Raw genomic sequence first — 12000 nt, 5'->3', positions numbered from 1 at the left:
GATATGGCTCGAGTGACGGTACTTCTTGAGGTGCGCAGAATGGCTCAGTGGAGCGCCGCGTCGGTAGTCATCGGCCGATTGATGTCGATAGATGGCGAAGTCGCAAGATTTTTTTCCCGACGATTTTCCCCTTAAAATCAACACCGTAAGATTTTGACGGCCCATGGGTCGGCTTCCGGCGTCGAAGACAAGAAAAAAGCCAGCTATATCAATGACGTATCTGGGTTTAGAATGATCGAGTGGGAATAGGGGACGGCATGCTCTGGAGGGCTATCGTCAACGCTTTCATTCCATCTCGCGATCGAGGTCGGCGAAGACGCCGGCCGTCCGCCAGAGCTCGCGATTGCCGACGACGTAGAGAGCCTCCTTCGCGCGTGTGACCGCCACGTTGAGGAGGTTTGGCTCGCGTCCCGCCCAGGTTCGAGCGCCTTGCTGGTCCGGATTGGGGGCGCCGAGGACGAAGATCACCGCTTCGGCCTCGCGGCCCTGGACAGTGTGGATCGTACCGACGCGCTCGAATACCCAGCGATCGATGTCTGGAACCGCGGCGGCCAGTGCCTGGCTGTCGCGGAGAACGCGGCGAAGTCCGTCGGCCACCTGGACGAAGGGCGTCACGATATAGAGATCAGGGGCAACACCGGCTGCGAGGATTTGCTCGAACAGCTGGAGGACGACATCGCCCTCGGCCGGGGACCATTTGTCCGCCCCGGAGCCGGCGACATGCAGCCAGCGCGAGGGGGCGAGCAGATCGCGGATGGCCGAAGGCTTGGCCTGCTTGGCTTGCACCATCAGATTTTCGTACGCCACGCGGTTGGCGATCTCGAACATCGGCGCCGAGCATCGGCGATGGACGAGCAGCGGCACGCCAACCGTGCGGCTGCCGATCCGCGTGCCGAACTCGGCGAACCACGAGATTTCTGCGGATTTTAGCGGTATCCCAAGCTCGATTCCGCGGGTCAAGAAAAATAATGGCATAAATCATGACATGGGAATGGTAGTAGTTTCCCATCACCGCGGCATCTGCTTGGCGCCCATTTCCGGCCGTTCAGTGACGGAAACCACATTTCAATCAATCCGCCACCATGTCGCGAAAGGAGCATGTCGCCGGCACGAAATGGCCGGCCCAATGGGCCGGCCACAGGTTGGGGAGTGGCGAATCTGCGGACGTGCTACTGACCGAATTCCCCCTGTCGTCTACAGCTTCGCCGATCACAGCCTCGCCACCTCGGCCCCCGACCGCAACCCTAATCGCAACCGATTCCGGGCGTATCAGGGAGCGGCGGCTATGGTGGTCCAGCTCTCCAATTTAGCCGGCGGGGCAAAGTTCATCGGCTGCCGCAGCCGCTTCCTCGAGCGGGTCGGAGAGCCTGTGTCGGCTTCCGGCCGGGTGAGAGAGGGCTGCAGCGAACATATGTATTTTGTTCGGTTTGAAGGCGCGCGCCTTCGGGATATCTTTCCTCGAATGGATCCGCCGCCGTTCGACTCACTGACTGCCAAGGAGCGGGCCTGTCTTCGCTTGGTGGGCGAGCTCAAGAAGACGGAGGCGATCTCCTTCGAGATCGGCCTCTCCCCCAACACGGTCAATTCCTACATCGCAAGCGCGATGAAGAAGCTCAGGGCACGCAACCGTCGCGAGGCGGCGCTGATGCTGCGCGCTTATGAATCGCAGCTACCTGAAAAATTCGTATCTGAATCTGAGCGGCTTGTGGATCGTCCTGATCCGTCCATTCTGCCCAGGCCAGCACCGATGCAAGGCGATCAATCGCGCCTGAACGACGTGCTGGTCGAAATGTCGAATGAGGACGGGTCAGCCATTGCCTGGCTCTCCTCGAAGCTGGGGAGAAATCGCAATGGTTTGACCGTGTCGCAACGATTGCGGGCAGTCTTCGTGATTGTCGTGGCCACCGTCGTGGTCTCATTCCTGATGTTTGCCGCCTTTGAATCGCTGCAGCGCGCTCTCTGGCGGCTCGCACAGTCCAACTGAAACTCCAGCCTATCTCACCACGGGGCCTGCGCTTCGCGGAAAGGGGGATCTATGCTCAAAGTACGTCGCGCCGCCGCAGAGGCGGTTCGCTCAGCCTTTCTACCGGCCGAAGCCGCCCAGGATCTCGCCGCGCGAGAAGCGGCTCGCTGTCTGTCCGTGGCGCTGGAGGCCCGTGCCGAAGCCAATCTCGGCCTTGGTATCGGGCTGAATGCCATCAGCCTTCTGTCCAAGGGCGTCGCCCACGCAGTCGAGGCCCGCCAATCGATGATCGAGGCACACCGTGCGCTTGCCCTGATTCCGGCCGAGATCGGCTTGACGAGGGCATGGGGCGAGGAGGGCGATTGTCCGCCGATCGAGCAGCCGGCTTTGGCTGGAATCGCGACACCTTCACTTCGCGTGGTGGCGTGATCCACGCTCGACTTGACGGGACGCCGGCATTGGCGTCCCGGTCCTGCGATGTTCGGCCTTCCCATCTTCCTCTGTGTTCTGGTGCCTGTATGCGGATATGCATTCTGGCGCGGTGGCGCGCCCGAGCGCGTCGTTGCTGGCTTGTTCATCGCCGCGTGGGCCGTGACGATGATCGGTCATCTCCCCTTCGGTCGGCGCTATTATCAAGTCGATCCGCTCGTCTTCAGCGTCGACGCATGTCTGTCGATTTGTCTCTTGTGCGTAGCCTTGCGGGCGGACCGTCACTGGCCATTGTTCGCGAGCGCATTCAATTTCGTGATCCTGCTCGCTCATATGATCAAGTTTCTCGATCCGGATCTGATCCGGCGAGCCTACGCGATCATGATATACCTGTGGCCTTATCTGCAGCTTGCGGTGCTGGCGATCGGAACCTGGCGGCATCGCAGGAGGCTGATCCGCAAGGGCACAGACAGATCCTGGTCGACCTTTTTGGTACGATCGACCGGCTGAAGGCGGGGTGCTGGGCCGACATTCTGATCCGGCGATACAGCGTTATCAGCAACATTTTCGCCGCCGATCCGGTCGGCGTTAGCGATATTCTGGGCGATAGCCGCCCCGCTTTCTTGCTCAGCACCACGCGCGGCGCGATGCTCGCCTCATTGCGCGAACGAGCCGTCGACGCGCTGCGCATCAACTGCCTTGAAGACCTCAAGGTCTATCTGCGCGCTGACATGGCAGCCCTGCCATGTGAAGTCGTTCGCCTGATCCTTCTCGACAACTCGCGTCGTCTCCTCCTCGATGAGACCGTGGGGCTCGGAACGATTGATGAGGTCTCCGTCCATCCGCGCGAGATCGTGCGCCGAGCGCTGGAGCGAAACAGTCGTGGGGCCATCCTCGTCCACAACCATCCGTCCGGCTTGGCGAAACCGAGCCGCGCAGATCGCGAACTCACCAAGTCGATCTGCACAGCACTGCAGCTGGTCGGTGTGACGCTGATCGATCATCTCATCATAGCAAAGAGTGAGATCTTCAGCATGCGTGAGGCGGAGATGATTTGATGACGATAAAGGCGATAGATTTAAGATAACCTCGTCATGATAACTAAATTATGAATTTTAGGGCATTCATAATATGTCTTCAGATTATATTGAATCTCCTATCGGAAATATCCGACAAGGTAATAGTTTAAGTGATATTGCTCGAGATGGAGTTGGTAATAGCTCTCTCGTGCGAGAAGCAAAAACTATGAAAGGTGCTCGCGCTATATTCTCAAGCATATTTCCTGGTAGTCTTTTCAGAGATTCGGCTTGGGACATGATGCTGGAGCTATATATAGTCCAAGCGGAAGGTCGGAGCATATTCATGAAGCAGCTCGCGGCTGCTGTCGGCGAAACCTCGACTGGTGCAGCCCGGCGCATCGGTGGCTTGGAGCGAGCTGGCCTGGTCACTCGACGCGTCGATCCAGAAGATCATCGGCGTAGCGAAATCGCTCTTACTCCAACAGGCGAGGCGGCGATCACGACATTGCTGAAGCATATTTTCGATAATCAACCTGTCGAGAACATCGGTTCGAAGATCAGGCCGGTGTCATTTCATCCGGAAGAATCACGCGGGCGCCGTTGATCGGCCGGCATTCCATCGAGGCGCATGGCGATCGCGATCAGAAGCTGCACGCGACTTTCATTGCCGGCGAGCGCGGCTTCGCCGATAAGCGCGAGCAATTGCCACGGCGCCTCGTCACCATGTTCCTTCAGCAGTGTTTCGGTGATCTCCCCGAGCTTATCCTCGCTGGTTATCGCCCCGCAACTCTCCACTTTTATATCGACGTTTGGCAGCTTTCATCTCCTGCTCAGCGGCGTGGCGCATGGATTGTGCATGCGTCGCTTGATCATTGCCAGCAACGAAGGCCGTCGCGGCATCAGGCGCTATCAGGGAACGGGCCATAAGATCGCCACCTGAACGGCGCGGCGTTCGGATGATGTGTCGCCTGCCCAAGTGCCCGACGCTCGCGCCTTGGCGATGGCCGCGCTCGGCACCGCGTTGCCTGTATCCCACGGGATTTTGGCTTCCGCACCTGAAAAGCAGCGCGTCACAATTAGCTCCGAAATCGGAATTCTAGAGGCCGCCACCGATAATGTGCAGTATTTGTCATGATGACGAGAGCGCGCTGGCAAGCTCTTGGAGAATAGCTCTCCAAGGGGAAAGGTGAGTTCGGCCTGCTCTCGCGATGTTCCATCGGTCTACGAGAGGAGACGGTGATGGCTGCGGAAGTGATCGACAAGGCAACTGGCGCAATCCGCTCTGTGCCATTGGATGCAATCGATCTCGACAAGCCCAGCGTTGTCCGCTTGCAGATCAGTCGCGCAGATGTCGCTGGATTGTACCGGGATGGTAACGATCTGATCGTACGTTTGCGATCCGGTGAGGACATCAGGGTCGTCGACTTCTACAGCGCATCGAACGAAAATGGCACGAACGACCTGGTCCTCAAGGAATCCGACGGCACGCAATGGCTCGCGCATCCCAGCGGGGCGACGAGCCGCTATTCGATTCTGAACGATCTCGATGAGCTTCTGGCGGGCAGTGGCGGCGGTGAAGGCGGCTCTGGATTCCTCGTACCGGGTCTGCTCGGCGGCGCTGCGGTGATCGGAGGGATCGCCGCTGCTGCGGGCGGTGGTGATGACGACACCGACGCGGATGCTGACGCCGACGCGGATGCTGACGCCGACGCGGATGCTGACGCCGACGCGGATGCTGACGCCGACGCGGATGCTGACGCCGACGCGGATGCTGACGCCGACGCGGATGCTGACGCCGACGCGGATGCTGACGCCGACGCGGATGCTGACGCCGACGCGGATGCTGACGCCGACGCGGATGCTGACGCCGACGCGGATGCTGACGCCGACGCGGATGCTGACGCCGACGCGGATGCTGACGCCGACGCGGATGCTGACGCCGACGCGGATGCTGACGCCGACGCGGATGCTGACGCCGACGCGGATGCTGACGCCGACGCGGATGCTGACGCCGACGCGGATGCTGACGCCGACGCGGATGCTGACGCCGATGCGGATGCTGACGCCGATGCGGATGCTGACGCCGATGCGGATGCCGATGCCGATGCGGACGCTGACGCTGACGCCGATGCGGATGCTGACGCCGACGCGGATGCCGATGCCGACACCGAAGCTCCGCCTCCGCCTACGGCGACGGTCAACGCCACGGGCACGGCGGTGACGGGAGATGGTGAGCCCGGTGCTACCGTTCAGATCTACTCGCCTGACGGCACATTGATCGGGACGGGAACGGTTGCCGCGGACGGGTCCTATTCGGCGGCCGTCTCACCGGCGCAGACCAACGGCGAGAGGCTGACCGTCACGCAGACCGATGCTGCGGGGAACGTCTCCGATCCGACCATCGCACTGGCGCCCGACATCACCGCGCCCGACGCGCCGACCGCGGAGGTCAACGATGCCGGCACCGTGGTGACGGGCCGGGGCGAGCCCGGCGCCACTGTCACCATCCGCGATCCGGCGGGCACCGTCATCGGTACGGGCCCGGTCGGCACGGACGGCACCTATACGATCACGCTCACGACGCCGCAGACCAATGGTGAGAGTCTGACGGCCACGCAAGCGGATGCTGCCGGGAACGTCTCCGATCCCACGGCGGCGCTCGCCCCCGATCTCACCGCGCCATCAGCCCCTTCGGCGACGGTGGACGCCACCGGTACGACCGTGACCGGCGAAGGCGAAGCGGGGGCGAGCATCACTGTCCGCGATCCTGGCGGCAACGTCATCGGTACGGGGACGGTCGATGCCGACGGCCATTATTCGGTCACGCTGACGACTCCGCAGACGAACGGGGAAAGCCTGTCGGTCACGCAGAGCGACGCTGCGGGGAACGTCTCCGATCCGACGACAGCGCTGGCACCCGACATCACCGCGCCGGATGCGCCGACGGCCGATGTCAACGACACCGGCACGGTGGTGACCGGCACCGGCGAGCCCGGAGCAACGGTGGAGGTGCGTGATCCGGACGGCAATCTGATCGGGACCGGCACTGTCGATCCCGACGGCAACTACACGGTGACGCTGACGGAGCCGCAAGCCAACGGCGAGACGGTGACGGTCACGCAGACGGATCCGGCGGGCAACATCTCCGATCCGACGACGGCGCTCGCACCGGATATCACCGCGCCGGATGCGCCGACGGCCGATGTCAACGACACCGGCACGGTGGTGACCGGCGCTGGCGAGCCCGGAGCAACGGTGGAGGTGCGTGATCCGGATGGCAATCTGATCGGGACCGGCACTGTCGATCCCGACGGCAACTACACGGTGACGCTGACGGAGCCGCAAGCCAACGGCGAGACGGTGACGGTCACGCAGACGGATCCGGCGGGCAACATCTCCGATCCCACGACGGCGTTGGCACCCGACATCACCGCGCCCGATGCGCCCACCGACCTTGCGGTGAGCGATGACGGCACCGTGCTGACCGGCACCGGTGAGCCTGGCGCCAGCGTCGAGGTCACGGACGAGAATGGCGCGGTGATCGGCACCGGCGCGGTCAATCCGGACGGCAGCTTCTCGGTGACATTGACTGAACCCCAGGTCAGCGGCGAGACGCTGGGCGTCACCCAGACCGACGCCGCTGGCAACGAATCCCCCCAGGCGGACGTCGTCGCCCCGTTCGACATCGACGCGTTCGACAACAGCGCTACGGCTGGGATCGACCTGGTGCCGGTCGTCACGCCGGTGGACCATGGCGACGCCAATTATCTGGCGCTGGTGTCGCTGGTCGGTCTCGACCTGCAGGTGCTCGGCGTTCCGAACGTGGCGTTCACGGTGGAGCCGGGGCATAGCTTGGATGCGGTGTTCGAATATGACGCGCTGGCCAACATCGGGGTGCTCAGCGATTATCGGGTGGTGGTCCAGAAGTGGGATGGCACCCAATGGACCAGCATCGACGGCTCGGGGCAGATCACGCTGCTCGATCTCGGGCTGCTCGACGGCAATGCGGTGGCGAGCGAGGCGCTGGGACCGGGCGAGTATCGTGCGTTCCTGACGTTCGAGGGCACGCTCGGCCTGGGGCTGCTCGGCAGCCTCAGTGTCACCGGCACGGACTCCGACTTCACGGACATCGCCAGCGTCGATCCGATCCCGGCGAGCGGCAACGTCATCACCGATGCCGGTCCCGGCGGCGAGGTCGACGTGGTGAGCCCGGCGACGGTCGTGCACAGCGTCACCGTGAACGGCGTCACCACGGATGTGACCGCGGACGGAACGACGGTCACCGGTCAATTCGGCACGTTGGTGATCAATCTCGACGGCAGCTACACTTACACGCCCCATGCCGACGCGTCGGCGATCGGGCAGGCCGAGCAGTTCCAGTACACCATCCGCGACAGCGATGGTGAGCTGGAGACCGCCAATCTCACCATCACCATCGGCAGCGACGACATCACCGGCGCTCCCGTGGCCAATGACGACCAGGCGCGCGTCGACGTCGTCTACGAGAATGTCGTCGACACGATCGATCCGACGGTGGAGTTCAGCTTCAACACGCCGGGCCTCCTTGGGACGGGATCGGGCAGCGACACCTTCACCGTTGCAGCGAACACCAGCTCCGACGTCACGATCATCGCGGTCGGAGGAGGGGCGCTGTCCGCCCTGCCGACGTTCACGATCACGATACGCGATGCCGGCGGCGCGGAGGTACAGACGATCACGGCCACCGCCCTGGCGAATGTGCTCGGCCTTGGCGCGGGCCTGTCGCTGACGGTCCAGGATCTGCCTCCCGGTACCTATACCTTCGAGGTGTCGAGCTCGAGCGCGGTGGGGCTGCCCTTCGATACCGACGTCTATCTGGGTCAGACGATCACGCATCTCGACGACTTCCAGGTACAGAGCACCACCAACGCAGAGGGCAATTTGCTCGACAATGATGTGGCCGGCTCTGCCTTCACCGAGCTGTGGGTGAGGGACGGGACCAGCTTCGTCGAGGTCGAGGATGGCGGACGCGCGATCACCGGCCTCTATGGTACGCTGACGATCAGCGAGACTGGCGACTATGTCTACACGCCCCAGGCGGACCTGCCGCATTCGGCGTCGGACCTGATCGACAGCTTCACCTACCAGCTCGTCTCGCCTGACGGGCGAACGGAGACCGCCACACTCCAAATCGTCCTCGACGTCTCCGGCGCCGGGACGACCGACGACCCGGATCCGCCCACCGCTACCGTCGCGCCCGATGGGGCGTCGGTCACCGGCACGGGCGAAGCGGGGGCAACGATCACCGCCCGCGGGTCGACTGGCAATGTGATCGGCACCGGCCTCGTCGGTCTCGACGGCAACTACACCGTCGCGCTGACGCCGCCGCAGATCAATGGCGAGCGCCTGACCGTCGTCCAGACCGACATTGAGGGGAACGTCTCCGATCCGGTGACAGCGTTCGCCCCGGACATCACTGCGCCCGACGCGCCGACGGCCGACGTCAATGATGCAGGCACGATCGTGACCGGCACGGGCGAACGCGGCGCGACCGTTACCGTCCATGATCCGAGCGGCGCGACGATCGGCACCGGCACCGTCGGTCCCGACGGCACCTATACAGTGACGCTGACCTCGCCGCAGACCAATGGCGAGGACCTGACGGTCACGCAGACCGACGGCGCCGGCAATACGTCCGCGCCCGCCACGGTCACGGCGCCCGACTCCACCGTCCCGGACGCGCCCACGGCATCGATCGATGCCGCCGGCGCGGTCGTGACCGGAGACGGTGAGGCGGGGGCGACCATCACCGTTCGTGATCCTGGCGGCAACGTCATCGGCACGGGTACGGTCGGTGCGGACGGCCATTATTCGGTCACGCTGACGACCCCGCAGACGAACGGCGAAAGCCTGTCGATCACGCAGACCGATCCGGCGGGCAACATCTCCGATCCGACGACGGCGCTCGCACCCGATATCACCGCGCCCGACGCGCCGGTGGCGGCGGTCTCGCCTGACGGCACGGTCGTGACAGGCACGGGTGAGCCCGGGGCGAGGGTGGACGTCCACAGCCCCGACGGTGACCTGGTCGGTACCGGCCTGGTCGGCCCCGACGGCAACTATACCGTCACGCTGACGGAGCCGCAGGCCAATGGCGAGACAGTGACGGTCACGCAGATGGATCCGGCGGGTAACATCTCCGATCCCACGACGACGTTGGCACCCGATATCACCGCGCCCGATGCACCCACTGGCCTTGCGGTGAGCGCCGATGGCACCACCTTGACCGGTACCGGCGAGCCTGGCGCCAGCGTCGAGGTTACCGATACGGCCGGCGCCGCGATCGGGACCGGCACGGTCAATCCGGACGGCAGCTTCTCGGTCACGCTCACTCCGGCGCAGACGCATGGCGAGGAACTGGGCGTCACCCAGGTCGACGCGGTGGGCAATGTTTCGCCCGAAGCGACCGTGTTCGCCCCCGTCGACATCGACGCGTTCGACAACAGCGCTACGGCTGGGATCGACCTGGTGCCGGTCGTCACGCCGGTGGACCATGGCGACGCCAATTATCTGGCGCTGGTGTCGCTGGTCGGTCTCGACCTGCAGGTGCTCGGCGTTCCGAACGTGGCGTTCACGGTGGAGCCGGGGCATAGCTTGGATGCGGTGTTCGAATATGACGCGCTGGCCAACATCGGGGTGCTCAGCGATTATCGGGTGGTGGTCCAGAAGTGGGATGGCACCCAATGGACCAGCATCGACGGCTCGGGGCAGATCACGCTGCTCGATCTCGGGCTGCTCGACGGCAATGCGGTGGCGAGCGAGGCGCTGGGACCGGGCGAGTATCGTGCGTTCCTGACGTTCGAGGGCACGCTCGGCCTGGGGCTGCTCGGCAGCCTCAGTGTCACCGGCACGGACTCCGACTTCACGGACATCGCCAGCGTCGATCCGATCCCGGCGAGCGGCAACGTCATCACCGATGCCGGTCCCGGCGGCGAGGTCGACGTGGTGAGCCCGGCGACGGTCGTGCACAGCGTCACCGTGAACGGCGTCACCACGGATGTGACCGCGGACGGAACGACGGTCACCGGTCAATTCGGCACGTTGGTGATCAATCTCGACGGCAGCTACACTTACACGCCCCATGCCGACGCGTCGGCGATCGGGCAGGCCGAGCAGTTCCAGTACACCATCCGCGACAGCGATGGTGAGCTGGAGACCGCCAATCTCACCATCACCATCGGCAGCGACGACATCACCGGCGCTCCTGTCGCCAACGACGATCAGGCGGCCGCTGGGGTCGTCTACGAGAATGTCGTCGACACGATCGATCCGGCGGTCGAGTTCAACTTCAATACCGGTCCGGGACTCGTCATCTTGCCTTCGACCGGATCAGGCAGCGACACCTTCACGGTCGCAGCGAACACCAGCTCCGACGTCACGATCATCGCGGTCGGAGGAGGGGCGCTGTCCGTCCTGCCGACGTTCACGATCACGGTCAAAGACGCCGGCGGCGCGGTAGTGGAGACGGTGACCCAGGTTGCGCTGGCCAATGTTCTTGGACTGGGCGCGGGTCTCAGCCTGACGGTCGATGACCTGGAGCCGGGCACCTACACGTTCGAGGTGTCGAGCACGAACACGGTAGGCCTGGGCTTCAACACCAACGTCTATCTGGGTCAGACGATCACTCATTTCGACGATTTCCAAGTGGCAAGCACGACCGAAGCCACGGGGGATTTGCTTGACAATGACGTGCTGGGTTCGGCGTTCATCTCGTTGCGGGTGAACGACGGGACCGGGTTCGTCGAGGTCGACGATGGCGGACGGGCGATCACCGGCCTCTATGGCACGCTGACGGTCAGCGAGACGGGCGAGTATAGCTACGCGCCCCGCACCGACCTGCCGCATTCGGCGTCGGACCTGATCGACAGCTTCACCTATCAGCTCGTCTCGCCGGATGGACGAACCGAGGCCGCCACGCTCGACGTCACCATCGATGTCTCCGGCGCTGGAACGACGGGGTTCGCTGCATTCGCGGCCACGACATTCGGTGCGGAGACGGCCGATGTGATCGAGTTGGGCAGCCTCGCTGCCGCGCCGGCCGAAGCCGCCGGTGCCGATCCGTCGACGATGGCCTCACTCCTCTATGACATGTTCGAGGGACGCGGTGATCTCGAGAATGTGCTCCAGGCTTATCTCGACGAACCGAAGGACGATTCGACAATCGGAGCCGATGCTGATAATGGTATACCAAATACCACTGAAGTGATGACGGTTCAATCTGAAGTTAATGATCCACTGTCATACATTACTATTGTCGATGATCCCGAAAGGGACCAAATAAATTCTACTCATTTAATCTGATAAATAATAGAATTTTACATGTACGGGTGTCGGTTGGCTTGAACCGGCACCCGTTTTTTGCTTATCTTTAATCAGTTTGGGCGAAAGTGTTGTGGCCCAAAGGATAATGCCACTTATGGCGAGTCGTGCCCGTCGCGTCCCTTCCAGCCTCTTCGCTTGCAGCATCCTGTTGTTGTGCGCCTCCGGAACAGCAGGCGCTGCCCCCGATAATACCGGTCCAGTAACGCTGGAGAGTGCGGCGCGCGAAGC

General features: G+C 63.2%; 9 protein-coding genes and 1 pseudogene. 9 read left to right on the top strand and 1 reads right to left on the bottom strand.

Annotated features, from left to right (window positions below; all coding sequences use genetic code 11):
- Positions 1 to 285 precede the first annotated feature (285 nt).
- Positions 286 to 960, bottom strand: a complete 675-nt coding sequence (locus LZK98_RS17710) for a DEAD/DEAH box helicase (RefSeq protein WP_233783837.1) — start codon at positions 958 to 960, stop codon at positions 286 to 288.
- Between the two features lie 325 nt (positions 961 to 1285).
- On the opposite strand from LZK98_RS17710, the gene LZK98_RS17705 reads away from it, so the two are divergent.
- The 9 genes and pseudogenes from LZK98_RS17705 (at position 1286) to LZK98_RS17670 (ending at position 11751) form a co-directional block, all read left to right on the top strand.
- Positions 1286 to 1984 (top strand): helix-turn-helix domain-containing protein, encoded by a 699-nt coding sequence (locus tag LZK98_RS17705; RefSeq protein WP_233783836.1) that lies wholly within the window; start codon positions 1286 to 1288, stop codon positions 1982 to 1984.
- A gap of 51 nt (positions 1985 to 2035) precedes the next feature.
- Positions 2036 to 2392 carry a hypothetical protein gene (locus LZK98_RS17700; protein WP_233783835.1) on the top strand — a complete coding sequence of 119 codons (357 nt, stop codon included), beginning with the start codon at positions 2036 to 2038 and terminating at the stop codon, positions 2390 to 2392.
- A 48-nt stretch (positions 2393 to 2440) separates the two neighbouring features.
- Positions 2441 to 2902, top strand: coding sequence for a hypothetical protein (locus LZK98_RS17695; RefSeq protein ID WP_233783834.1), 462 nt, complete (start codon positions 2441 to 2443; stop codon positions 2900 to 2902).
- Entirely contained in the window at positions 2785 to 3450 is a 666-nt protein-coding gene (locus tag LZK98_RS17690) for a JAB domain-containing protein (RefSeq protein WP_233783833.1), read from the top strand. Before LZK98_RS17695 ends, LZK98_RS17690 begins: the two co-directional genes overlap by 118 nt.
- A gap of 304 nt (positions 3451 to 3754) precedes the next feature.
- Positions 3755 to 4015: a MarR family winged helix-turn-helix transcriptional regulator gene (locus tag LZK98_RS17685; protein ID WP_233783832.1), complete on the top strand. Its 261-nt coding sequence runs from the start codon at positions 3755 to 3757 to the stop codon at positions 4013 to 4015.
- Positions 4012 to 4338: a hypothetical protein gene (locus tag LZK98_RS17680; RefSeq protein WP_233783831.1), complete on the top strand. Its 327-nt coding sequence runs from the start codon at positions 4012 to 4014 to the stop codon at positions 4336 to 4338. The genes LZK98_RS17685 and LZK98_RS17680 overlap by 4 nt, the downstream gene beginning before the upstream one ends.
- Positions 4339 to 4650: 312 nt before the next feature.
- Positions 4651 to 4971: pseudogene (locus tag LZK98_RS20735) on the top strand (BapA/Bap/LapF family prefix-like domain-containing protein); the annotation flags it as partial.
- 100 nt (positions 4972 to 5071) lie between these two features.
- Entirely contained in the window at positions 5072 to 5632 is a 561-nt protein-coding gene (locus LZK98_RS17675; protein WP_233783830.1) for a hypothetical protein, read from the top strand.
- Complete coding sequence (locus tag LZK98_RS17670; RefSeq protein WP_233783829.1) at positions 5629 to 11751, top strand: BapA/Bap/LapF family large adhesin; 6123 nt, start codon at positions 5629 to 5631, stop codon at positions 11749 to 11751. Before LZK98_RS17675 ends, LZK98_RS17670 begins: the two co-directional genes overlap by 4 nt.
- Positions 11752 to 12000: the final 249 nt, after the last annotated feature.

It is taken from the genome of Sphingomonas cannabina (genome assembly GCF_021391395.1).
Classification (GTDB): Bacteria; Pseudomonadota; Alphaproteobacteria; order Sphingomonadales; family Sphingomonadaceae; genus Sphingomonas; species Sphingomonas cannabina.
Note: the sequence above shows the minus strand (reverse complement) of the source record. Positions and strands in the feature narration are given on the sequence as shown.

Bases quoted from the DNA above. Each gene is read 5' to 3' on its own strand.
- LZK98_RS17685 (WP_233783832.1), top strand. From the start codon at position 3,755: ATGAAGCAGCTCGCGGCTGCTGTCGGCGAAACCTCGACTGGTGCAGCC.
- LZK98_RS17675 (WP_233783830.1), top strand. From the start codon at position 5,072: ATGACGACACCGACGCGGATGCTGACGCCGACGCGGATGCTGACGCCG.
- LZK98_RS17700 (WP_233783835.1), top strand. From the start codon at position 2,036: ATGCTCAAAGTACGTCGCGCCGCCGCAGAGGCGGTTCGCTCAGCCTTT.
- LZK98_RS17705 (WP_233783836.1), top strand. From the start codon at position 1,286: ATGGTGGTCCAGCTCTCCAATTTAGCCGGCGGGGCAAAGTTCATCGGC.
- LZK98_RS17695 (WP_233783834.1), top strand. From the start codon at position 2,441: ATGTTCGGCCTTCCCATCTTCCTCTGTGTTCTGGTGCCTGTATGCGGA.